This window comes from Geobacillus sp. B4113_201601, from assembly GCF_001587475.1.
GTDB lineage: Bacteria > Bacillota > Bacilli > Bacillales > Anoxybacillaceae > Geobacillus > Geobacillus icigianus.
In genome coordinates, this window is sequence record NZ_LQYX01000121.1 from 105,098 (window position 1) to 129,235 (window position 24,138).

Genomic DNA, 24,138 nt, shown 5'->3' on the forward strand with positions numbered 1-24,138 from the left:
TTTTTCCCTCCCGAGGAGATACTGAAAACTGACGACTTAGCATCTCCTGATGGGAGGGAACAACTTGACAAGGAACAAAGTCGAGATTTGCGGCGTAGATACTTCGAAGCTTCCCGTCCTCAAAAACGAGGAAATGCGTGAACTGTTTCGGCGGATGCACGAAGGGGATTTAGAAGCGAGGGAAAAACTAGTCAACGGCAATTTACGCCTCGTGTTGAGCGTCATTCAGCGCTTCAACAACCGCGGCGAGTTTGTAGATGATTTATTCCAAGTCGGCTGCATCGGACTTATGAAATCGATCGATAATTTTGACCTCAATCAAAACGTGAAATTTTCCACCTATGCGGTTCCCATGATTATTGGCGAGATTCGCCGCTATTTGCGCGACAACAACCCGATCCGCGTCTCCCGCTCGCTGCGCGACATCGCCTACAAAGCGTTGCAAGTGCGGGAGCGGCTCATGAGCGAGACGGCGAAAGAGCCTTCGACAGAAGAGATCGCGAAAGAGCTCGGCGTTGCCCATGAGGAAGTCGTTTTCGCCCTTGATGCCATTCAAGATCCGGTTTCATTGTTTGAGCCGATTTACAATGATGGCGGCGACCCGATTTACGTGATGGATCAGCTGAGCGACGAGCGCCACCGTGACAGCCAATGGATTGAAGAGATCGCCCTGAAGGAAGGGTTGCGGCGGCTGAATGAGCGGGAAAAAATGATCATCCGGAAACGGTTTTTCCAAGGAAAAACGCAAATGGAAGTAGCCGAGGAAATCGGTATTTCCCAAGCGCAAGTGTCAAGGCTGGAAAAAGCGGCGATCCGGCAAATGAACAAAAACATTCAAGTGTAACGGCTGCCTGGGCAGCCTTTTTTCTTTGGTACATAACCGTTCCGCGCCCGTCATATAGATGAAAGAGAGGGAAGAGGAAAGGCGGGGAAGAATCGATGATGAGAATTTCCGAGTTTCAGACGAAAGATGTCGTCAATGTGGCCAACGGAAAAAAGCTTGGCAATATTGGCGATATTGACATCGATTTAGATACGGGCAAAATTCGTTCGCTCATCATTCTAGGCGCCGGAAAAATGCTTGGGCTGTTCGGGCGCGAGGAAGCGATCGTCATTCCGTGGCAAAACATTGTCAAAATTGGCGCTGATGTCATTTTAGTTCGCCTTCATGATGCCGATGGGGGATGAACAACACGCCCGCAGGCATGGGGACGCGTCCGCGCGCCGGCCCGTTGTCCCCGCTTCGCCCGGCGTTTTAGGGTGCAGTGTCGATAGGGCGGAGGGATCGGCACTCAGCTGCCGCGGCGCTACGTTTCGCGACATCACCGGCAAGATTTCGACAAAATCACAAATAAAGGTTATCATCCGTCAACAAACTATGATAAAATAGGAAAAAAAGTGATGAAAAAACGACAAACAGGCGTGGAGTTGACGCGAATGCCGGATGTGTTTCAACACGACTCCCACGGCTGGCTCCGCTGTACGGCACCCCCGTTTGCTGGGGCGGTCGTTGGGATGACGACAAAACAAGGAGGAGAAAGCAAAGGGGCGTTTGCCTCGCTCAATATGGGGCTGCATGTCGGCGACGAGCGCGCGGCTGTCGTCAACAATCGCCGCCGCCTCGGAGAATGGCTCGCTTTTCCGCTTGAGCATTGGGTGTGTGGCGAGCAGGTGCACGGTGCCGAGATTCAGAAAGTGACCAAACACGACCGCGGAAAAGGGACCGATGATTGGGGCACCGCCATCCCGGGCGTTGACGGGTTGTACACAGCGGAGTCGGGGGTGTTGTTGGCTCTTTGTTTCGCTGATTGCGTGCCCGTTTACTTGGCGGCGCCGTCGGCGGGACTGTTCGGCCTTGTTCATGCCGGCTGGCGGGGAACGGCGCGCGGGATTGCCCCAAAGATGGTGCAGCATTGGCGGTACCAAGAACGGGTGGAGCCAGACGCCATCTATGTCGCCATTGGCCCCGCTATCGGTCCGTGCTGCTACACGGTCGATGATCGGGTGATCGCCGGTTTGCGCGCGACTCTTCCGAAGGATTGCCCGCTGCCATGGCGGGAAACAAGCCGTGGGCAATATGCCCTCGATCTCAAGGAAGCCAATCGGCTTCAGTTGCTCGCCGCCGGTGTTCCGAACAGCCAAATTTGGGTGTCCGAGCGCTGTACAAGCTGTGAGGAAACGCTGTTTTTTTCCCACCGCCGCGACCGCGGGACGACCGGAAGAATGGTGGCGTTCATCGGCCGAAGGGAGGAATGATCATGACGGTGCGCGACAACTTGGCTCTCATCCGCCGACAAGTGGAAGCGGCTTGCGCGCGCGTTGGCCGCAACCCGGCCGACGTACGCATCATCGCCGTCACGAAATATGTGGATGCGGCAAGGGCGCAAGAAGTGCTCCATGCTGGCATCGGCGACTTGGGTGAAAACCGTTCCGAGCAGCTGCTCGAGAAATACGAAGCGCTCGGCAATCGAGCGACATGGCATTTTATCGGAACGCTTCAATCGCGCAAGGTGAAAGAGGTCATCGACAAAGTCGATTACATTCATTCGCTCGATCGCCTGTCGCTCGCCAAAGAGATCGAGAAGCGGGCGGCGCGGCCGGTGAAATGTTTTGTGCAGGTGAACGTATCCGGCGAGGCGACGAAACACGGACTCGCTCCCGAGGAGACGATCCCGTTTATCGAGCAGCTTCGCTCGTTTTCCCGCATCGAGGTAGTCGGATTGATGACGATGGCGCCGCACACGGATGACGAGGCGGTGCTGCGCTCCTGCTTCCGCCGTTTGCGGGTGCTGAAGGAGCGCGTTCAGGAGTTCGGCTGGGCTCATGCGCCATGCACCGAGCTGTCGATGGGCATGTCGAACGATTACGTGATCGCGGTTGAGGAAGGAGCGACATGGATCCGCATCGGCAGCGCACTAGTTGGATCACTGTAGGAGGTGGATTCGGTGGGATTGATGAAAAAATTTCGTGATTATTTTTTAGAAGAAGATTACGAAGACTATGAAGAAGAGTACGAAGCGTCGCAGCCGGAAGAGGAAGCGCCGGCGCCGAAAACGGCGAGCAAATCGAACGTTGTCAGCTTGCAAAGCGTGCAAAAATCGGCGAAAGTCGTGCTTGTCGAGCCGCGCGTGTATGCCGAGGCGCAGGAGATTGCCGACCATTTGAAAAGCCGGCGCGCCGTCATCGTGAATTTGCAGCGCATTCAGCACGAACAGGCGAAGCGGATCGTCGACTTTTTAAGCGGCACCGTGTACGCCATTGGCGGCGACATTCAGCAAGTCGGCGCGAAAATTTTTTTATGCACGCCGGAAAATGTCGATGTCAGCGGTTCGATTTCGCTTGACAGCGAGGATGACAGACCGATGAAGAGGTGGTAGCGCTTGGATTATGTGCTTACATTTTTGACGACGTTGATTCAAGTGTATTCGTACGCCTTGATCATTTACATTTTGATGTCGTGGTTTCCGAATGCGCGCGACTCGCGGTTCGGTCAGCTGCTCGCTACTATTTGCGAGCCGTATTTAGAGCCGTTTCGACGCGTCATTCCGCCGCTTGGCATCATCGACATTTCACCGATCATCGCCTTTCTTGTCCTTGAGTTCGCCACGAGGGGGCTTTATGCCTTGTTTGACATTCTGCAAGCGCAAATTTAGGGGCGGCGTTGGCGGCTGAACCGATCGGGTTGGCGGGGAAGGGCATCGCCCGCTCGTTGCCCGGGCCGGTCTTGCGCCGGTGTTGGAAGCGGAACGGACAATATGTCTGTCTTTCGTTGAGGAAAGCAAGGTGAATTTTGATGGAATGGTATCAGCATTTTCGCCAAGAGGAGCGCCCGTTCATCGATCAAGTGCTCGAGTGGAAGGAGATGGTGAGCCGCCAATACGCTCCGAAGCTCACCGATTTTCTCGATCCGCGCGAGCAGCAGATCGTGCAAAGCCTCATCGGCAGCGGCGGGGACGTGCGCGTTTCGTTTTTTGGCGGGGCTTCGTTTGCCGAACGCAAGCGTGGGCTGCTTTATCCGCCCTATTTTGCCCCGGAGGAAAACGATTATGAGATCGCGCTTTTTGCCGTTCGTTATCCGGTGAAATTCGTCTCCCTCGGGCATCGCGATGTTCTCGGCGCGCTCATGTCGCTCGGATTGCGGCGGGGCAAATTTGGCGACGTCCTTGTTCAAGGTTCGGACATTCAATTTTTTGCCGCTGCCGAAGTCGCCGACTACGTCCGTCTGCACATCGAAGCGATCGGCAAAGCTCCGGTGGCGTTGGAGCCGCTGCCGCTTTCCGCTGTCTTGCCGGTTGAAGAACGATGGCAAGAAGGGACGGTGACCGTCTCTTCGCTTCGACTGGATGCGCTGCTTGCCCAGGCGTTCCGTCTCGCGCGCGAGAAAGCGCGGGCGCTGGTGGAAAACGGGCTTGTCAAAGTCAACTGGAAAGTGGTGGACAAGCCCGATTTTCTCTGCGGCCCAGGCGATGTATTGTCGGCGCGCGGGTTTGGCCGCTGCAAGCTAATGGCTGTGGAAGGGCCGACAAAGAAAGAGCGCTGGCTCGTGCGCATCGGTTGGCAAAAATAATCAAATGGCAGCAGGAAATCGGCAAACCTTGTCGAACAAAGAAGAAAAGGAACGATGAAGACGGAGGTGGCCGCTGTGCCGTTAACGCCATTGGATATTCACAACAAGGAATTCAGCCGTGGATTTCGCGGATATGATGAGGATGAAGTCAACGAGTTTTTGGATCAAATCATTAAAGATTACGAAATGCTCATTCGCGAGAAAAAGCAGCTCGAAGATAAAGTAGCGGAGCTGACAGAGAAGCTGAACTATTTTTCCAATATTGAGGAAACGCTAAACAAGTCGATTCTCGTCGCCCAAGAAGCGGCTGAGGAAGTCAAGCGAAACGCGCAAAAAGAGGCGAAGCTGATCATTAAAGAGGCGGAAAAAAACGCCGAGCGCATCATCAGCGATGCATTGGCGAAATCGCGGAAAATCGCCCTCGAGATCGAGGAGCTGAAGCGGCAGTCGAAAGTGTTCCGCGCCCGTTTCCGCATGTTGGTCGAGGCCCAGCTCGATATGATCAACAGCCGCGATTGGGACGAGCTGATGGAGTATGAAGCGCCGGATTGGGAAGAAGGGGCGAAAGAACCGCTGTCACAGCCTTGACGAACGGAAGGCATTTCCGCTATAATAATTGGCAAAAAATCTCGCGGCTCGTTTGATCGCCGTTGAGGCACAGCTCTTCACGTTTCTGTGAAAATGCAGGCCTGACGCGGATTTTCATCCCTGGGTGGAGGGCAGATCACTGCCCATGGATCTTTTCCGTGAAAATGCCCGCCTGACGCGAGATTTTCATCCCCGGGTGGAGGGCAAACCATTGCCCATGGAACTTTTCTGTGAAAATGCAGGCCTGACGCGGATTTTCATCCCCGGGTGGAGGGCAGATCACTGCCCATGGAACTTTTCTGTGAAAATGCAGGACTGACGCGGATTTTCATCCCCGGGTGGAGGGCAGATCACTGCCCATGGATCTTTTCTGTGAAAATGCCCGCCTGACGCGAGATTTTCATCCCCGGGTGGAGGGCAAAACGTTGCCCATGGAACTTTTCCGTGAAAATGCCGCACGGACACGGGATTTTTATCTCCGGATGGAGGGCAAACCATTGCCCATGGAACGGTTCCGTTCTAAGTGATTGGCAAAATCTCCGCCTCAGCCGCCGTGGGAGGCGGTCGGCTTTTTTCCGTTATGAATTGCGAATAACCATCAACGATGAAAGGGACAGTAGCTCTTGCACGACCGGTCGCAGCGAGCCGGGGATGGTGGAAGCCCGGCACCGGCGCAAGAGTGAACATCACCCTGGAGTTCCATGCCGAAACAACGAGTAGGCCATGGCGCGTCATTCCCGTTACGAATGAAAAGTGGGCCTGTGCCTTTGCATGGCCAAAAAGGGTGGTACCGCGAGACCGTTCTCGTCCCTTGCCGGGAGAGAACGGTTTTTTATTTTATATTGTTCAAAGGAGGAGCAGCGATGGATTACAAAGACACATTGCTCATGCCGAAAACCGAGTTTCCGATGCGCGGCAATTTGCCGAAGCGGGAACCGGAAATGCAAAAAAAATGGGAGGACATGGACATTTACCGGAAAGTGCAGGAGCGGACGAAAGGCCGGCCGCTGTTTGTCCTGCACGACGGCCCGCCGTACGCCAACGGCGATATTCATATGGGGCATGCGCTAAACAAAATTTTAAAAGATATCATTGTCCGCTATAAATCGATGAACGGTTTTTGTGCGCCGTACGTGCCCGGCTGGGATACGCACGGCTTGCCGATTGAAACGGCGCTTACGAAACAAGGCGTCGACCGCAAATCGATGAGCGTCGCCGAGTTTCGCAAGCGGTGTGAGCAGTACGCGTATGAACAAATCGACAACCAGCGCCGGCAGTTTAAACGGCTCGGGGTGCGCGGCGATTGGGACAACCCGTATATCACCCTCAAGCCGGAATACGAAGCCCAGCAAATGAAAGTGTTCGGTGAAATGGCGAAAAAAGGGCTCATCTACAAAGGACTGAAGCCGGTCTATTGGTCGCCGTCGAGCGAATCGGCGCTCGCCGAAGCGGAAATCGAATACAAAGACAAACGCTCACCGTCAATTTATGTCGCGTTTCCGGTCAAAGACGGCAAAGGTGTGCTGGACGGCGACGTGCGGATCGTCATTTGGACGACGACGCCGTGGACGATTCCGGCGAACTTGGCGATTGCTGTTCACCCGGACCTGGACTACCATGTCATCGACGCCAACGGGCAGAAATACGTTGTCGCCGCCGCCTTGGCCGAATCGGTGGCGAACGAAGTCGGCTGGGCGTCGTGGTCCGTCGTTAAAACCGTAAAAGGAAAAGAACTTGAGTACGTCGTCGCGAAACATCCGTTCTACGAGCGCGATTCGTTGGTCGTCTGCGGCGAGCACGTCACGACCGACGCCGGCACCGGCTGCGTCCATACGGCGCCAGGCCACGGGGAAGACGACTTTGTCGTCGGGCAAAAATACGGGCTTCCGGTTCTCTGCCCGGTCGATGAACGCGGCTACATGACCGAGGAAGCACCCGGGTTTGCAGGAATGTTTTACGATGAGGCGAACAAAGCGATTACGCAAAAGCTCGAAGAAGTTGGAGCGCTCCTGAAGCTCGGTTTCATCACCCACTCGTATCCGCACGACTGGCGGACGAAGCAGCCGACGATCTTCCGGGCGACGACGCAATGGTTTGCCTCGATTGATAAAATTCGCGGCCAGCTCCTTGACGCCATTAAGGAAACGAAATGGGTGCCGGAATGGGGCGAAATCCGCATCCATAACATGGTGCGCGACCGCGGCGACTGGTGCATTTCCCGCCAGCGCGCCTGGGGTGTGCCGATTCCGGTCTTTTACGGCGAAAACGGCGAGCCGATTATCACCGATGAGACGATCGAGCATGTGTCGAACTTGTTCCGCCAATACGGTTCGAACGTTTGGTTTGAGCGCGAGGCGAAAGACTTATTGCCGGAAGGATTCACCCATCCGTCAAGCCCGAACGGCATCTTTACGAAAGAAACGGACATTATGGACGTCTGGTTTGACTCCGGCTCGTCGCATCAAGCGGTGCTCGTCGAGCGCGATGATCTCGCGCGTCCGGCTGATTTGTACTTGGAAGGGTCTGACCAATATCGCGGCTGGTTTAACTCGTCGTTGTCGACGGCGGTCGCCGTCACCGGCAAAGCACCGTATAAAGAGGTGTTGAGCCACGGCTTCGTTTTAGACGGCGAGGGGCGGAAAATGAGCAAATCGCTCGGCAACGTCGTCGTGCCGGCGAAAGTGATGGAACAATTTGGCGCCGACATTTTGCGTCTTTGGGTTGCCTCCGTTGACTATCAGGCCGACGTGCGCATTTCTGATCATATTTTGAAACAAGTGTCGGAAGTGTACCGGAAAATCCGCAACACGTTCCGGTTTATGCTCGGCAATTTGTTCGACTTCGATCCGAACCAAAACGCCGTTCCGGTTGGGGAGCTTGGCGAAGTCGACCGCTATATGCTGGCAAAGCTGAACAAGCTGATCGCCAAAGTGAAAAAAGCGTATGACAGCTACGATTTCGCCGCCGTCTATCATGAGATGAACCATTTTTGCACGGTTGAGTTGAGCGCGTTCTATTTGGATATGGCAAAAGACATTTTGTACATTGAAGCGGCTGATTCGCGCGCCCGCCGCGCCGTGCAGACGGTGCTGTACGAGACGGTTGTCGCGTTGGCGAAGCTCATCGCCCCGATTTTGCCGCACACGGCCGATGAAGTGTGGGAGCATATCCCGAACCGGAGAGAAAACGTCGAAAGCGTCCAGCTCACCGACATGCCGGAGCCGATCGCCATCGATGGCGAAGAAGCGCTGTTGGCGAAATGGGATGCGTTTATGGATGTGCGCGATGATATTTTCAAAGCGCTCGAGAACGCCCGCAATGAAAAAGTGATCGGCAAATCGCTGACCGCCAGCGTCACGATCTATCCGAAAGACGAGGCGCGCAAGCTGTTGGCGTCGCTCGACGCTGATTTGCGCCAGCTCCTCATCGTCTCGGCCTTTTCGATCGCCGATGAGCCGTACGACGCCGCACCGGCCGAAGCCGAACGGCTTACCCATGTGGCGGTCCTCGTTCGCCCGGCCGAAGGCGAGACGTGCGAGCGGTGCTGGACGGTGACGAAAGAAGTCGGCGCCGATCCATCGCATCCAACGCTTTGCCCGCGTTGTGCGCACATTGTGAACGAACATTATTCCGCGTAGCGAAAAGCGGCAGGTTGCCTTGGGGCGGCCTTGCCGCTTGCTTTTGGTGGAGGAAAAAAACCAAAACGATGGTGTAAAAAGCGCAATGGGATCAGAGGGTTTTTGTCAAGAAAAAGTGCAGGATGTTGCAGTGTATAAATTCAGTTGTGCAGTTGAATCAATTCTATAGTTGAACCAATTCTGTCAAACTCCGTGTCTCATGAGCCTCCGTCGCATTTACTCCATTATCTTCGACCACACGTTTGCTTAAAATTATAAGGTTTATAGCGCAATTTTCCTATTATTTGTGAATATATTGTGAATTTCCATGTAAAAGGTTGACATCTTCTTCTTTTTTTTTTATAATGCCATTGAATTTTACAAACATTTCAAATTCATGATTAGAGAGGGCATTCCATATGAAATGGGTGTTCATTTCAAGAATGGCGTCCCGCTTAAAAGCAGAAGCTAGTTTCATATTCGTATTTTCTGGGGTTTTGATGTTTGTATGCCTCAATCCCCATACCACCAATCCAGCGGAATGGATCTTATATACGAAATATTTGGTTCCGATTGGAATGGCTGTCTGGCTGCTCTTCAGCTTCCGTTTGCATGTTTCGTTGTTCACCTCGACTCCAATTCACTGGATCGCGATGAATGACATCATGCCAACCCCGCAAAAGATCGTCTTCTGCCAAACTGTTGGCAAACGACGTCAAACTCTATCAACAAATTAAACATCAGGCTCAGCCCAAGAACATCCCGTTGCATGGATATTGGAAAATCAAGGAGATCGAGGTGAATCCGAAATCCACGTATCCGATCAAAGCCACACTCTCTCTGCATCCGAAAGAACACACCGTTCGTTTTTCGATCAACGAGCAATTTCAAATCGATCACATCCAAGGCGGAGGGAAGCGTTTCCCCTTTCAACAACAAGGAAACGTTGTTCAGGTGCAGACCAACGGCGCCCCATCCATGACGATCTATTATCGGCATACGTTCGGCTCAACCTTTTATCCGTTGATATCGGGCGTCACGTTGTTGCCATTTGAAGCCAACTGGTATCCACAGTCCATGGATTCAACGCTTTACGATATCGACTCATCCGGAACGCTTCATTCCAATGTGGAAACGAAAACATGTACACGAGTCAACATGATTGTCGGAAAGGAAAAGTACCGTTGGCATGGGAGCCATCTCCCTTGTCTCTCCTTGATCAATGGTCCTTACAAACAAATTCAAGTGCAACATACTCGTTTCCTTGTTTATAAACCATTTCTCACTACAAGAAGAAATTATATGGAATTAGGGAATAGTTCTGCCAAAGGAGCACCAGTGAAGGCTACCGGGACTTCTGGAACATTAGCAGTCTCTTCATCAGGTCCTGCATTTTATGTACAAGGATATGCTAAAAAACAAATCAACTGGTGGCCTGATTCAATAGTTGCTTCGGCAATAGCCTATCCATCACAAACAGTAAAAAATCTTTTACAGCTGAAAATGGGGCTTTCTACTATGCTGAAGCATATACACAAGCCAACACGACCTCTATTTATGGTGAAGCAAAAGTAACTGTGAATTAAAATTAGACTCTTCATTTAACAAGCAAGCGAATGGTCAAAACGGTTCGCCGACATTCGCTTGCTCCCTTTTATCGTTCATCGATACGACCATGCTCGAAAATGGAGTGACAGCTTATGACTTTGTTTGCTCGCCTATCATGGTTTTATGCCAAACATATGGGAAAAAGCATTCTCTATGTGGGAACATACACTTTTTGGTTCATCATGTTGATGATGCGTTTTCTCATTCGCCAGTACGATTCGTTTGGTAAGACGGATTATGGAAATTTTGTCGGGGAAATGACGCTAATCGTTCAAGCGGCCATGCTGCTGTTTATGGTGTTTTTTTACAAGTTGTTCTCTGATGAATATCGATTTGGCGCCAATCTTTTATTTGCCGGTTCATTGCGTATCACAGCGTTGAAAATCGCAGCCTTGTTGGCCAATCACCTGTTGTTTCTTGCATTCTTCACTAGTCTGCAAGTTGTACTCGTATGGCAGTTTTATCGGACATGGAGCCTTCCCTTTTCTTCGTTGTATACCGAAACGATATCGTATATCGTCGCATATTGGTTATTGCCACTCGTATTTGCCTTTTTTCTTGGTATTTTCACTGCTCTATTGTTCGGGAAAAGCCGATTAAGCTTTGCTTGGATGGTGATCATTTGGCTGGCAATCGGCCCGGTGAATACCCAATTGTTTTCTCGTTATTTCCAGCGCCTCCCCTTTTCCGACGTCCGTAGTTTGTTCTACATCGGTCCGTTGAATATGGACGATGTATTTCGTGATGTTATTGGATACAACGTCAGCCTTCCGACGTATATGAAACTATTGTTTTGGATTCTAACCTCGATGATGGCGGTATGGGCCATTCTTTGGAAAACAGCCCGCACTACAAAGGAGAAAGCGGCCATTATCATAGGCGTTACTTTGCTTTTGGCGGGTGATGCTTGGGTGTTTCCGCATATTTGCACAGGAAGCAAACTGGTGTTTAGTTATGCTGATTTGGATCAAGAAAACGATTTCTATCGAACTCATAACCCAACCATTTCACCGAGCACATTGCGCTATTCGATTGAACGGTACGACATTCAGCTGGAGGCCAAAAATAGTGTACATGCCAAAGTGAAAGCGACCTTGCGACAAATTCAGGGCAACACACTGTCGTTTGTGCTTTACCATCATTTTTCTCTGAAACAAATCACTGATCAAACCGGAAAACAGTTGCCGTTTATTCAACAAGGGGATGTCATCACGGTCAAACGATCATCAAATCGCTTGACCGATGAATGGACATTTGAGTATCAAATGAACGATTCGGCACAAATTCCCGTTTCACCGCGCTATTTGTTTTTGCCGAGCGACTTCAGCTGGTTGCCGACAAAAGCCGACCATGCACCGTTTGCCTTTGTGAACGTTCATTCCAGTCCGGCGCCTGTATCGATGCAACCGAGCCATCCGATCCACTATACGTTGTCATTTCATGGAACGGTGCCGTTTTATACGAATTTGCCGCTCCGGAGCGACGGAATGTACGAAGGAGTTGTGTCCAGCGGCATTACAGCTATAGCGGGAATGTTTTTGAAAGAAAGGATCGGACCATGGCAGATCGTGTACCCCGCCGATTGGTCCAATCTTGAGCAGGATTGGTCCGTCTTTGAACGTCACGTGCGACGCATTCACCACGACACCGTTCAGATGTTCGGCTTAAAAGGGGTAAAGTTGCCGACAAATATCGTGTTGCTCGCTCCCCATGGTGAACAACGGAGCGTATATAGAAGCGATCATTTGCTTCTTCAAATTGATACGCCATATTCCCTTCACTCCCAAGAAGGAACATTGATGTATTTGCCGGAAATTTTAACGGAAGGACTTCTTTGGAAGGAAACGCATTCATCGAGACAAAAAGAAGTGTTTCAAGCATTGCTGACAAGATGGTTCCAGCAACAATTGGCCCTTCCCTATTCCGGAGGAGATTTGACGTTTGATGTAGCTTTGTCAGTGGACTCTCCTGATGGGAAAACGGAGGAAGAGCTCAGGCAGCTGTTTGGGGAATATGAACGCTTATCGGATAGGAAAAAACAAAAATTTTTGGCTTTATGGTATAAACAAATCAAGGAAGGAGCAGACGATAGCTGGGAGAAAACCATCCAACTTATCCGCATGGTTCGGGAGGGACAGACATGATCCATATATCCAGCGTCACAAAACGAATCAAAAAACAAATCATTTTATCCAATGTATCGCTTTGTATGGAAGGGATTTACGGGTTAGTTGGACCGAACGGAGCTGGCAAGACAACATTGATGAAAATCTTGGCTGGCTTGACACCCATGAATGATGGACAGGTGGCGATTGATGGACAAAGCTGTACCAAAGGAAAATATGTGAAAGCCCCTGAACGGATCGGTTATTTGCCGCAAGATTTCATGGTCTATCCTAACATTACGGTCGAAGAAGCGCTTGACCATCTCGCCTTATTGCAAGGAATGATGGACAAACACAAACGGCACGCAGCCGTTGCTGAAGCCATTCAAAAAGTGAACTTGAACGGACACGAGACAAAAAAGATGTCTGAGCTGTCCGGCGGAATGCGGCGACGAGTGGGAATTGCTCATTTATTGACGCGAAAGCCATCCATCTTGCTGTTTGATGAGCCGACCGCCGGCTTAGATATTGAAGAACGAATCCGGTTTCGCCATCTGCTCAAACAGCTTGGTTCCGAACATACGATTGTTATTTCTTCCCATATTGTGGAAGATATTGAGTTTTTATGCACCAAAATCGGAATTTTAAAACAAGGGCAAGTGTTGTTTGAAGGCACGCCGTCTGAGCTGAAGTCCTGCGCAGAAGGCTTCGTGTGGGAATATTGCATACATCCCGAAGAATTGGATGACTTGATCGCAGCGAGAGAAGTGGTACAGCTTCTCGAAGAAGAAGATGGTATTCACGCACGAGTGTTCTCGCAAAATGAGGAAACAGGGGGGAGACGGGTCAAACCACGATTGATCGATGGCTATTTGGCTGTTGTCAGAAGAGGGGGATCAAGATGAGAGCTTACATCGAATGGATAAGAGCCGCTTTTGTGTTTGACCGAAAAACAATGGGCGGAGCCTGTTTTGTTCCACCAGTGATGTTCATCCTATCACTGTTGCTTATTTTGCTTGTCGCCCGCAAACCGTCAAGTATTTACGACAATGTGATAATCATCCAAGGGCTGTTCATCCCGTTTTCCGGCTGGCACTTGATTTATCGATTCGGTGAACTGTATGAAGACGGGGCGCAAGAGACGCTTATCCCTTATTATAGGCAATGGTTTGGGATTGATATCGTACGTTATTCTTTCATCCATTTGTTAGGGGTCGCCATGCTAAGCGGGGCATTCATGTGGAGATATGGCATTACTTCTTTGTCTTTTTTGAATCTCATTCATTTCATTCTATTGACTTTCTTTTACCTATTTTTCAGCACTGCCTCCCTTGTTCTTACAAAAAACACGAATATCGCATTGACAATCATTTTTCTTTATACGGTGCTTGAAGTGGCCACATTAGGAACGTTCATGCCTTGGCCGCATATCTTTTTGTTCGAACCACCGGTTTGGGAACCGATGCTCATCAGCAAATTCATCATGCTAACGCTGTCCATCTTTCTAGCAGCATTCATCACCATTGTATGGATCAGTAAGGGAGATCGGAAACCCCAATAAAGGCTAACGTTTGGCCGCAAATAACCTCTTCTCCCCTAAAAGCGAGAGGCTATGCTTACAAATCGATTAATTGGTGGCCCGATAGCGTCGTCGCCTCCACCAACTGGCTCAATCCTAGGCAAGAAGAAACGCGCAATTTTACACAACGAAAAGGCGATAAATATTATGGCCAAATTGTGGGCCAAACGGTTGGTTCAAGCGGATACGTGACCATTACGGTCAAATAACGATGCCGAATCCGGATGATAAAGGAGTCAGGGATACGCGTAAAAAATAAAGCGGTCCCTGACCGCATTCTTCTTTTGTCAACTTCTTGGAAAGAAAGCGGTTGATCGGCGATGAGATGGAAATGGCTGTTTGTTTTTTATTGGAAACGATTGTTGAAAAGCAAGTTATACATTGGTGCTAGTTTCTCGTTTTTTCTTTTGCTGGCCGTACGGTTTACACTATTTTTTACCGATCCGTACAATATGGAGAGTTATGGGGATATCCCTCATGAAGTGTTCATGCTTGTTCAAATCGTTTCGCTCTTTTACATCGTGTGGTTCTACCTTCTCTATTCCAACGAACTTCGTTACGGCGTTTCGTCATGGTTCGCCGATGGCTACCGAATTTTGCTGGAGAAAATGAGCGCCTTGCTTGCGGTTCATGCGCTGTACCAAGGGATCATGCTGATGATGAGCTGCGGCGTTTTTTCAATCGTGTATCTCTTCGTTGGGGTGGAGCCTTCGGATCTGTATTTGTCGTTGCTTCGGTTTCTCGCCGTCTATCAGTTTGGACCGCTCGTGCTCACCGTCCTGTACGGCGTCATCATCGCACTGCTGTTGGAAACGAAAAAGGTCAGTTTTTTCGCTATTTTGCTTGTGTGGATCCTGACCGGACCGATGACGACGGAGCTGTTCATCGATCTATCCAAAACTGTTCATGCCCGCGACTGGGCGTCGTTGCTGTTTATCGGAAAACACGCGATTCAACGAGCATATGATTCCTACATCGGGTTTGAGGTCGACCGCGGCGGGGAATGGAAATGGGCCGCATGGTTTCTTTCCCTTGTCGGGTTGGCGTTGTTGTCGTCGATCCGCTTTACGCAGACGAGAAAGGAGCGAAACGCCGTCTTGAAAGCATTTCTCGTCTTCCCGTTTCTGATCGTCCTAACTGCCTACCATTCCTTGCAAACGAACACCAAGGCGTTCACTCGGGCCGATCAGACGACCGAACTCGAGGAATACCGCCAGATGAAACAAGAGACGAACGCCGATTTGCGCTACCGTATCCAGTCGTATGACCTTTCCTTGCATGGATCGCGTGCGGTCGTGCGCGTGGCCTTGTCCCAGTTGGAAACGAACCGGCCCACGTTTCAACTGTACCATTTGTATCCGCTCCACTCGATTGAAGCGGACCATCAGCCCGTCAAGTTTACAAGAAACGGCGATCTCGTGACCGTGTGGCTGCCGAAACGCACCTCGACGCTCACGTTTTCGTATGAGATCGTCGATACGGCGCTCATCCCGTACACCAACGGCCGCATCGTCCTGTTGGCGGATCGAGCGTGGTATCCGAAAAGGAGGGCTTCGCACATGTATCGGACTTATGAATATCGGATGGCGGGGATGACAGTTTGGGATGGGGCGTTCACCGATCAATTCTTTCCGGACGAAACATATACGTTTACCTTAAACGTAGACGGCGATGTGCTGTTTTGCAATGTGCCAAAGCGGGGGACGGTTTACCGAGGGAAGGCGCAAGCGGTCACCTTGATCAAAGGGCAAGGGCATCAACTCGTCGATCAAGGATATGAGATCATCTACCCGGCCGATTGGCCGCACATGGCGGAACGGGCGCCGACGGTCATCCGCCAGATGGAAAAAACATTCCGTCATGTACAACAAATCGCATCAACGGCGGTTTCATCGTTGCCGAACAAGATTGTCTTCTCTAGTTTCGGACTGTCCTCGTTTCTCGCACACGATCATCTTGTATATAACACAGATGACTTATATGGGATCGATCAATATATTATGGAACAAAATTTTTACGAAAAAATACTTCGGCTTTCCGTACCGCCGAAAGGATCGCGGATCATGTACAACGAGTGGATTTCGCTGGCCACCCGCTGGTTGATGCAAAAAAATGACCTGCCGGTGATCGACTGGAGCTCCAAAAGTGAGTGGTTCGAGTCGCAACCTCAATCCGTGCAGAAGCAGATTGAATCAGTGTATAGCGAGTTTCAGTCGCTTGACGTAGACCAAAAACAGCAATTATTACGGACATGGTATGAGAACATGGACGATGCTTGGACATGGGATCGCGTCATCGAGATAATGCAGGAGGTGAAAGGCGTTGGCGGTCGTCATTGAAGGATTGACGAAAATCGTGAAAAAAAAGGCGATTTTATCGGATGTCTCCCTCACCCTCTCCGGCGTGTACGGCTTGCTGGGACCAAACGGCGCCGGCAAGACGACGTTGATGCGCATTGTGGCCGGCCTGTTGGAGTTCAATGCCGGACGGGTGTCGCTCGGAGACGAGCCGATCAGCACCGGCACGAGGGTGAAGCGGGTGAACGAGATCGGCTATTTGCCGCAAGAGTTTATGATGTACCCGGAGCTGACGATGTATGAAGTGCTTGAGCATCTCGCTGTCTTGCAAGGTGAACATCCCGTCGCCTGCCGACCTAAAATCGAGAAGGTCATCGAACAAGTCAACTTGTCTTCGCACATCAACAAAAAAATGCGCGAGCTGTCCGGCGGCATGCGGCGGCGAGTGGGCATCGCCATGCTGTTGCTTCGGGAACCGTCCATCCTGCTGTTTGACGAGCCGACGGCCGGGCTTGACATCCGCGAGCGCGTGCGGTTTCGCAATTTGTTGAAGCGGCTGGGCTATGACCATACGATCGTCATCTCTTCGCATCTTGTCGAGGACATTGAATTTCTGTGCACCAAAATCGGAGTTTTGGACCGCGGCACGGTGCTGTTTGAAGGCAGCCCGGACGAGCTCAAGCAAAAAGCCGCTCCTTATACGTATGAGTTGGACGTGCCATTTGCGGAGCTTGACTCGGTCATGGCCACCAACGAAGTCGTGCAAATGAGCGAAGAGCCTTCCCACGTCGTCGTGCGCGTCTTGTCCGAAGAGCCGATCGGTCGGCCTGTCGCCCCGCGGCTGATGGACGGATATTTGGCGTTATTGAAAGAGGCGGAAGCGCATGGATAAAAAGACGATCGCCCATCATTTTTCCTTCGACCGCCGCTTGCTCGGCCGATTGTACTGGTTTCCGTTTCTCGTCTACGGGCTGTGCGTCGGGTTGATGGGGATCTTGTCCGCCCGCTCCGACGAACCGTTTTTGCCGTACACCGTCATCCAAGGCATCGCCGTGCCGATCGCCGGATGGCATCTCGTCTTTTTGTACCGCCATTTGTACGACGAAGGGGCGAAAGAAGCGCTGTTATGGCATTACCGAAAAACGGTCGTCTTCGACTTGGTTCGCTATGCTGTTTTGCACGGGGGATGCATCGTTCTTCTTGTCGCGGCGGTCATATGGATTCATGGAACGATGTTTCTCACCGCACCCGTGTTGGTGCACCTGTTTCTGCTGTTTTCGTTTTACCAGTTGATTGGGCTTGCCTTGTTAGGCGTCTTTGGCAGCCTAGATATCGCCTTATCGGTCATCGCGGTCTATACCTTTATGGAAGTCGCAACGCAGGGAACATTCATGCCGTGGCCACATCTGTTTTTGTTTCAAGCGCCGGTCGACTCATTGTCTCTCCTTCTCCCCATGATGTGGCTGGGGGTGGGCATCGTGATCGCCGCCATTTTGATTGGACGGGAGTTTTGGTAAACGAATTGGAAGCCATCGGCTGAATGTGGGGATGAGGAGCTTCTATGGAACGATGTCGGTTCGTTTAGTGCACCCGGCCGCACACTCCTCTTGTCGCTTCCATGGTCAGGAAGTGAGAAGTCGCTTCTCCTTATCATGGCTAATTGAGATGGCCGCCGTAAATCGAAAAAAGCTCTCTATAAAGTCTTGACTGACTCCTTTTTGCCGCTTCATTTGTTTGCCATGGCGAATTATGCTACAATGCAAAAAGGATGAATGAGAAGGACAGGGGGATTTGGCACGGTGGCATACTATTGGCTTGCGGCGGCGGTCATCATCCTCGATCAATGGACGAAATGGCTTGTCGTCCGCTCTATGCGACTTGGGGAAAGCATCCCGATCATCGACAACGTGCTCTACATTACGTCGCACCGCAATCGCGGAGCGGCATGGGGCATGCTGGAAGGGCAGTTTTGGCTCTTTTATTTGATTACGGTGATCGTCGTGGCGGCGATCGTGATTTACATCCGCCGCCTGAAGCCTTCCGAGCGCCTAGCCGGCGTGGGGCTTGGGCTGATGCTCGGCGGGGCGATCGGCAATTTTATCGACCGCGTATTCCGGAAAGAAGTGGTCGACTTTATTCATACGCACATCGGCACGTACAGCTTTCCGGTGTTCAATATCGCCGACTCGGCGCTGACGGTTGGCGTCATCTTGCTGTTTATTCATCTATTTTTTTTCGCGACACCAGAGAAAGGGAATGAGTAGATGGACACGATCACGTTTCACATCGAAGACGAATATGACGGTGAGCGGATCGATAAAGTGATCGCGGCGCTGAATGATGAATGGTCGCGTTCGCAAGTGCAGCAATGGATCAAAAACGGGCTCGTGACGGTCAACGGCCGCACGGTGAAGGCGAATTACAAATGTGAAGCGGGTGACTCGGTCGCCATCTCGCCGCCCGAACCGGAGCCGATTCATGTGGAACCGGAGCCGATTCCGCTCGACATTTATTACGAGGACGAGGATGTCCTTGTCGTCAACAAACCGCGCGGCATGGTCGTCCACCCGGCGCCCGGGCATATGCGCGGCACGCTCGTGAACGCTTTGCTCGCCCATTGCCGCGACCTATCCGGCATCAACGGCGTGCTGCGCCCCGGCATCGTCCACCGGATTGACAAAGATACATCGGGGCTGTTGATGGTGGCGAAAAATGATGCCGCCCATCGCTCGCTTGTTGAGCAGCTCGTCAACAAAACGGTGACGCGCCGCTACAAGGCGATCGTCCATGGCGTCATTCCGCACGATTACGGCACGATCGACGCTCCTATCGGCCGCGACAAACGCGACCGAAAAAAAATGGCGGTCACCGAAGAAAACGGCAAAGAAGCCGTCACCCATTTCCGCGTGCTCGAGCGGTTTCGCCAGTATACGTATGTCGAATGCCAGCTGGAAACGGGACGGACGCATCAAATTCGCGTCCATATGAAATATATCGGCTACCCGCTCGCCGGCGACCCGCAATACGGGCCGAAAAAGACGCTCCCGATCGACGGCCAGGCGCTTCATGCCGGGGTGCTTGGCTTCCATCACCCGCGCAGCGGCGACTATTTGGAATTTGAAGCGCCGTTGCCGCCGGAGTTTGCCGAGCTGCTCGAATGGCTGCGAAAAAACGATTGACAAACGAACACGCTCCCTTTACAATGAGAACAGGTGAACAGGAACCTTTAAGTTCAGTCCTGTGAGGCTGAGAAGGGGTCGGATCAACAAGAGATAGGCAGCGTATGCCCGTTTTTTGAAACAGGATGGGCCGCACCCCCGCTTCGCAGGCGGGGGATTTTTTTGTGCAAACAGGCAAACGCAAGCAAAACGTCATCGACCATTGGACGAAGCCGAGGGCTGGCGCCGATGCATGAGAGCGGCAGGCCCGGTTGGAGGAGGTGGACGGAATGCAAAAGGCGGTCGTAATGGATGAACAGGCGATTCGCCGCGCGTTGACGCGCATCGCCCATGAAATCATCGAACGGAACAAAGGCATTGACGGCTGTGTGCTGGTCGGCATCAAAACGCGCGGCATTTACTTGGCGCGCCGCCTAGCTGAGCGGATCGAGCAAATTGAAGGGGCGCCCATTCCGGTCGGCGAACTCGATATTACGCTGTACCGCGACGATTTGACGGTGAAAACGGATGACCATGAGCCGCTTGTCAAAGGAACGAACGTCCCGTTTCCGGTCAGCGAACAAAAAGTCATTTTGGTTGATGACGTGCTGTTTACCGGTCGGACGGTGCGGGCGGCAATGGATGCCATTATGGACTTGGGTCGCCCGGCGCGCATCCAGCTCGCCGTGCTCGTTGACCGCGGGCATCGAGAACTTCCGATCCGCGCCGATTTCGTCGGCAAAAACATCCCGACCTCGAGCGCGGAAATGATTGTCGTCGAACTGTCCGAAGTCGATGGCGTCGATCAAGTATCGATTCATGAAAAATAGCGCAAGCTCCCTTTTAAGCGCAGTCCCGCGAGGCTGCCAAAGGGGCGGAATGGTTTCGGCTGTTTCTGCACCCTCTTTGTGCCTGCGCGGGCCAAAGAGGTTTTTTTGTGCACACGAGAAGATACATTCGCTGATCAGGCGAAAGGAGCGAAGAACATGAACAAACCGGTGTTGGATATTCAAGAGCGCCCGACGGTCGGGCAATGGGTGACATTAAGCTTGCAGCACTTGTTCGCGATGTTCGGGGCGACGATTTTGGTGCCGTATTTGGTCGGGTTGGATCCGTCGATCGCCTTGTTCACGAGCGGGCTTGGGACATTGGCGTTTTTGCTTATCACGAAATGGCAAGTGCCGGCGTATCTCGGTTCATCGTTCGCCTACATCGCGCCGATCATCGCCGCGAAAACGTCCGGCGGCCCGGGGGCGGCGATGATTGGCAGCTTCCTCGCCGGATTGGTGTACGGCATTGTCGCTCTCATCATTAAAAAAGCGGGCTACCGCTGGGTGATGAAACTGTTGCCGCCCGTTGTCGTCGGCCCGGTCATCATCGTCATCGGCCTCGGCTTAGCCGGCACAGCGGTCGGGATGGCGATGAACGGCCCGGACGGCAAATACAGTCTGCTCCACTTTTCCGTTGCATTGGTGACGCTTGCCGCCACGATCATTTGCTCGGTGCTGGCGCGCGGCATGTTGAGCCTGATTCCGGTGCTTGTCGGCATTGTCGTCGGCTATGTTTACGCCCTCGCCGTCGGACTGGTTGACTTGTCGAAAGTGGCGGCGGCAAAATGGTTTGAATGGCCGGATTTCCTCATCCCGTTTGTCGACTATCCGGTGCACGTCACGGCGCAGATCGTCATGCTCATGGTGCCGGTGGCGATCGTCACCTTGTCGGAGCACATCGGCCATCAGCTTGTGCTAAGCAAAGTCGTCGGCCGCGACCTCATCCAAAAGCCGGGGTTGCATCGCTCGATTTTAGGCGACGGCACGGCGACGATGATTTCCGCCTTGCTTGGCGGGCCGCCGAAAACAACGTACGGGGAAAACATCGGCGTGCTGGCCATCACAAGGGTGTACAGCGTCTATGTGCTGGCTGGCGCGGCGGTCATCGCGATCGCTTTCGGCTTCGTCGGCAAAATCACGGCGCTGATCAGCTCGATTCCGACGCCGGTCATGGGCGGCGTCTCGATCCTGCTGTTTGGCATCATCGCCTCGTCCGGCTTGCGCATGTTGGTCGACAGCCGCGTGGATTTCGGTGAAACGCGCAATTTAGTCATCGCCTCGGTCATCTTAGTGATCGGCATCGGCGGCGCGGTGCTCAAAATCAGCGAGAGCTTCCAAATCACAGGAATGGCGCTTTCAGCGATTGCCGGCGTCCTGCTCAATTTCGTGCTGCCGGGGCGGCCGTCAGCCGTGGAAAACATGTTTGAAGAAGAAAAAAACGACCATGTCGCTTAATCGAACAGCACCTTTTAATTAAGTCCCGTGAGGCTTAAAAAGGTGTGAAACGAAGCGCACCGGGCCGGAGTCTGCCCTCGGCTCCACCGGGTGCCCATCATCACACCTTGCCTCGCTGGCAAGGTGTTTTTTTATCAAAAACGAAAAGGGAGAGAAACCGATGACCCATCTGCTCACGTTAAGCGAACTGCCGCTTGCCGACATCAACCGCTTGCTCGATGAAGCGGAATCGTTCCGCCGCGGGCGCCGGTGGCGTCCGGCGGCGCCGATGTATGTCGCCAATTTGTTTTTCGAGCCGAGCACGCGCACGAAATGCAGCTTCGAGATGGCGGAACGAAAGTTAGGGCTTCACGTCATTCCGTTTGACCCGGAACGCTCGAGCGTGCAAAAAGGGGAAACGCTGTACGACACGGTAAGAACGCTGGAAGCGATCGGTGTTGACGCCGTTGTCATCCGCCATCACGAAGATGCCTATTTCGAAGCGCTCCGTCATGCGGTTGGCATCCCGATCATCAACGCCGGCGACGGCTGCGGGCACCATCCGACCCAATCGCTCCTCGATCTGCTCACGATTCGCCAAGAGTTCGGGACGTTTGCCGGGCTGACGGTGGCGATCATCGGCGACATCCGCCATAGCCGCGTCGCCCGCTCCAATGCAGAAGCATTGACAAGACTTGGCGCCAACGTGTTGTTTTCCGGTCCGCCGGAATGGAAAGACGATGCGAATCCGTACGGGACATACGTGGAAATCGATGAGGCCATCGTCCGCGCTGATGTCGTGATGCTGCTGCGCATTCAACACGAGCGCCACGCCGAAGCCATGGGGCTGACGAAGGAAGAGTACCACGTGCGGTACGGGCTGACGCTCGAACGGGCGCGGCGGATGAAGCCGGGCGCCATCATCTTGCATCCGGCGCCGGTCAACCGCGGGGTCGAAATCGCGAGCGAGCTGGTCGAAGCGAAATCGTCACGCATTTTTAAACAAATGGAAAACGGCGTCTACGTGCGGATGGCGGTCTTAAAACGGGCGATAGAAGGGAGAATCGAACATGGCCGTATGGTTGAAACATGGCATGTCGTTCAATAAAGAAGGGAAGCTCGTGCCAACCGATGTGAAAATCGAAGGCGGACGCATCGCCGCCATCGGCCGGGAACTGCCGGTCGACGGGGAAGGGAACGTGGTGGACGTTCAAGGAAAGCTGATCGCCCCCGGGTTGATTGACGTGCACGTCCATTTGCGCGAGCCGGGCGGCGAAGCGAAAGAAACGATTGAAACAGGCACGCTCGCCGCGGCCAAAGGCGGCTTTACGACGGTGGCGGCGATGCCGAACACGAATCCGGTGCCGGATCGGAAAGAACAGATGGAGTGGCTTTCGCGCCGCATCCGCGAGACGGCGCACGTCCATGTGCTGCCGTATGCGGCGATTACGATCGGGCAAAAAGGGGAAGAGCTGACCGATTTTGCGGCGTTAAAAGAAGCGGGGGCGTTCGCCTTTACCGATGACGGCGTCGGCGTCCAGTCGGCTGGGATGATGTTCGAAGCGATGAAACGGGCGGCCGCGCTCGATATGGCGATCGTCGCTCACTGCGAAGACGATACATTGAAAAACGGCGGCGCGGTGCATGAAGGCGATTTTGCCCGCCGATATGGGCTTGCTGGCATCCCGTCCGTCTGCGAGGCGGTGCACATCGCCCGCGATGTGCTGCTTGCTGAAGCAGCCGGATGCCATTATCACGTCTGCCACATCAGCACGAAAGAATCGGTGCGCGTCGTCCGCGATGCGAAGCGGGCCGGCATCCGCGTCACCGCCGAAGTGACGCCGCACCATCTCCTCTTGTGCGATGAGGACATTCCGGGGCTGGATGCGAATTACAAAATGAATCCGCCGCTGCGCAGCCGCGCGGACCGCGAGGCATTGATCGAGGGCCTGCTCGATGGGACGATCGATTTGATCGCCACCGACCACGCACCGCATACGGCGGCGGAAAAAGCAAAAGGGATCGAGGCGGCGCCGTTTGGCATCGTCGGATTGGAAACGGCGTTTCCGCTCTTATATACGCACTTGGTCAAAACGGGCCTCGTTACGTTGAAACAGCTCATCGATTGGCTGACGATCAAGCCGGCGCAATGCTTTGGCCTTGACGCCGGACGGCTTGAAGTCGGGGCGCCGGCCGATCTGACGATCATTGATTTGGAAACGGAAGAAACGATCAATCCAGAGACGTTCGCTTCAAAAGGAAACAATACGCCGTTTGCCGGTTGGGCATGCCAAGGCTGGCCGGTGATGACGTTGGTCGGCGGAACAATCGCATGGGAGAAAGGAAGGGCATGAC

At 52.9% G+C, this 24,138-nt stretch carries 21 protein-coding genes, 1 pseudogene and 1 other annotated feature; all 22 genes and pseudogenes read left to right on the forward strand.

Features of this window, described 5'->3' with window-relative positions; translation table 11 throughout:
• The first annotated feature begins 64 nt into the window (after nucleotides 1-64).
• The 22 genes and pseudogenes from sigG (at nucleotide 65) to B4113_RS17130 (ending at nucleotide 24,137) form a co-directional block, all read left to right on the forward strand.
• Nucleotides 65-844, forward strand: a complete 780-nt coding sequence (sigG, locus tag B4113_RS17020) for an RNA polymerase sporulation sigma factor SigG (RefSeq protein ID WP_033022326.1) — start codon at nucleotides 65-67, stop codon at nucleotides 842-844.
• A 95-nt stretch (nucleotides 845-939) separates the two neighbouring features.
• Entirely contained in the window at nucleotides 940-1,188 is a 249-nt protein-coding gene (locus B4113_RS17025) for a YlmC/YmxH family sporulation protein (protein ID WP_033022226.1), read from the forward strand.
• A gap of 249 nt (nucleotides 1,189-1,437) precedes the next feature.
• Entirely contained in the window at nucleotides 1,438-2,256 is an 819-nt protein-coding gene (pgeF, locus tag B4113_RS17030; protein ID WP_061912745.1) for a peptidoglycan editing factor PgeF, read from the forward strand.
• A gap of 2 nt (nucleotides 2,257-2,258) precedes the next feature.
• Entirely contained in the window at nucleotides 2,259-2,933 is a 675-nt protein-coding gene (locus B4113_RS17035) for a YggS family pyridoxal phosphate-dependent enzyme (RefSeq protein WP_061912692.1), read from the forward strand.
• 12 nt (nucleotides 2,934-2,945) lie between these two features.
• Nucleotides 2,946-3,377 (forward strand): cell division protein SepF, encoded by a 432-nt coding sequence (locus B4113_RS17040; RefSeq protein ID WP_061912693.1) that lies wholly within the window; start codon nucleotides 2,946-2,948, stop codon nucleotides 3,375-3,377.
• Between the two features lie 3 nt (nucleotides 3,378-3,380).
• On the forward strand, nucleotides 3,381-3,653 hold the full coding sequence (locus B4113_RS17045) for a YggT family protein (RefSeq protein WP_033022236.1): 273 nt from the start codon (nucleotides 3,381-3,383) through the stop codon (nucleotides 3,651-3,653).
• Nucleotides 3,654-3,793: 140 nt separating this feature from the next.
• Complete coding sequence (locus tag B4113_RS17050; RefSeq protein ID WP_061912694.1) at nucleotides 3,794-4,567, forward strand: RNA-binding protein; 774 nt, start codon at nucleotides 3,794-3,796, stop codon at nucleotides 4,565-4,567.
• 75 nt (nucleotides 4,568-4,642) lie between these two features.
• Nucleotides 4,643-5,155: a DivIVA domain-containing protein gene (locus B4113_RS17055; protein WP_131385764.1), complete on the forward strand. Its 513-nt coding sequence runs from the start codon at nucleotides 4,643-4,645 to the stop codon at nucleotides 5,153-5,155.
• 595 nt (nucleotides 5,156-5,750) lie between these two features.
• Nucleotides 5,751-5,970: a binding site (T-box leader), on the forward strand.
• 48 nt (nucleotides 5,971-6,018) lie between these two features.
• A complete protein-coding gene (gene ileS, locus B4113_RS17060) occupies nucleotides 6,019-8,793 on the forward strand; it encodes an isoleucine--tRNA ligase (protein WP_061912695.1) in 2,775 nt (924 codons plus the stop codon).
• Between the two features lie 398 nt (nucleotides 8,794-9,191).
• A pseudogene (locus B4113_RS21310) lies at nucleotides 9,192-10,083 on the forward strand (hypothetical protein); the annotation flags it as partial.
• 389 nt (nucleotides 10,084-10,472) lie between these two features.
• Nucleotides 10,473-12,524 carry an ABC transporter permease gene (locus B4113_RS17075; RefSeq protein ID WP_033843491.1) on the forward strand — a complete coding sequence of 684 codons (2,052 nt, stop codon included), beginning with the start codon at nucleotides 10,473-10,475 and terminating at the stop codon, nucleotides 12,522-12,524.
• The gene (locus B4113_RS17080; protein ID WP_033022250.1) at nucleotides 12,521-13,390 is read left to right on the forward strand and encodes an ABC transporter ATP-binding protein; all 870 of its coding nucleotides are present in this window, start codon (nucleotides 12,521-12,523) and stop codon (nucleotides 13,388-13,390) included. Before B4113_RS17075 ends, B4113_RS17080 begins: the two co-directional genes overlap by 4 nt.
• Before the next feature lie 32 nt (nucleotides 13,391-13,422).
• On the forward strand, nucleotides 13,423-14,046 hold the full coding sequence (locus tag B4113_RS17085) for a hypothetical protein (RefSeq protein ID WP_231559812.1): 624 nt from the start codon (nucleotides 13,423-13,425) through the stop codon (nucleotides 14,044-14,046).
• A gap of 338 nt (nucleotides 14,047-14,384) precedes the next feature.
• Nucleotides 14,385-16,403, forward strand: coding sequence for an ABC transporter permease (locus B4113_RS17090; protein WP_033022255.1), 2,019 nt, complete (start codon nucleotides 14,385-14,387; stop codon nucleotides 16,401-16,403).
• The gene (locus B4113_RS17095) at nucleotides 16,387-17,253 is read left to right on the forward strand and encodes an ATP-binding cassette domain-containing protein (RefSeq protein WP_061912696.1); all 867 of its coding nucleotides are present in this window, start codon (nucleotides 16,387-16,389) and stop codon (nucleotides 17,251-17,253) included. Before B4113_RS17090 ends, B4113_RS17095 begins: the two co-directional genes overlap by 17 nt.
• Nucleotides 17,246-17,878: a hypothetical protein gene (locus B4113_RS17100; protein ID WP_033022258.1), complete on the forward strand. Its 633-nt coding sequence runs from the start codon at nucleotides 17,246-17,248 to the stop codon at nucleotides 17,876-17,878. Before B4113_RS17095 ends, B4113_RS17100 begins: the two co-directional genes overlap by 8 nt.
• A 255-nt stretch (nucleotides 17,879-18,133) precedes the next feature.
• Nucleotides 18,134-18,625, forward strand: coding sequence for a signal peptidase II (gene lspA, locus B4113_RS17105; protein WP_081897193.1), 492 nt, complete (start codon nucleotides 18,134-18,136; stop codon nucleotides 18,623-18,625).
• The gene (locus tag B4113_RS17110; RefSeq protein WP_033022263.1) at nucleotides 18,626-19,540 is read left to right on the forward strand and encodes an RluA family pseudouridine synthase; all 915 of its coding nucleotides are present in this window, start codon (nucleotides 18,626-18,628) and stop codon (nucleotides 19,538-19,540) included. It abuts the gene before it with no gap.
• 269 nt (nucleotides 19,541-19,809) lie between these two features.
• Complete coding sequence (gene pyrR / locus B4113_RS17115) at nucleotides 19,810-20,349, forward strand: bifunctional pyr operon transcriptional regulator/uracil phosphoribosyltransferase PyrR (protein ID WP_031410515.1); 540 nt, start codon at nucleotides 19,810-19,812, stop codon at nucleotides 20,347-20,349.
• Nucleotides 20,350-20,505: 156 nt separating this feature from the next.
• Nucleotides 20,506-21,804 (forward strand): solute carrier family 23 protein, encoded by a 1,299-nt coding sequence (locus B4113_RS17120; RefSeq protein WP_033022268.1) that lies wholly within the window; start codon nucleotides 20,506-20,508, stop codon nucleotides 21,802-21,804.
• A gap of 160 nt (nucleotides 21,805-21,964) precedes the next feature.
• Complete coding sequence (locus B4113_RS17125) at nucleotides 21,965-22,891, forward strand: aspartate carbamoyltransferase catalytic subunit (RefSeq protein ID WP_033022270.1); 927 nt, start codon at nucleotides 21,965-21,967, stop codon at nucleotides 22,889-22,891.
• Nucleotides 22,854-24,137 (forward strand): dihydroorotase, encoded by a 1,284-nt coding sequence (locus B4113_RS17130; protein ID WP_033022273.1) that lies wholly within the window; start codon nucleotides 22,854-22,856, stop codon nucleotides 24,135-24,137. The genes B4113_RS17125 and B4113_RS17130 overlap by 38 nt, the downstream gene beginning before the upstream one ends.
• Nucleotide 24,138: the final 1 nt, after the last annotated feature.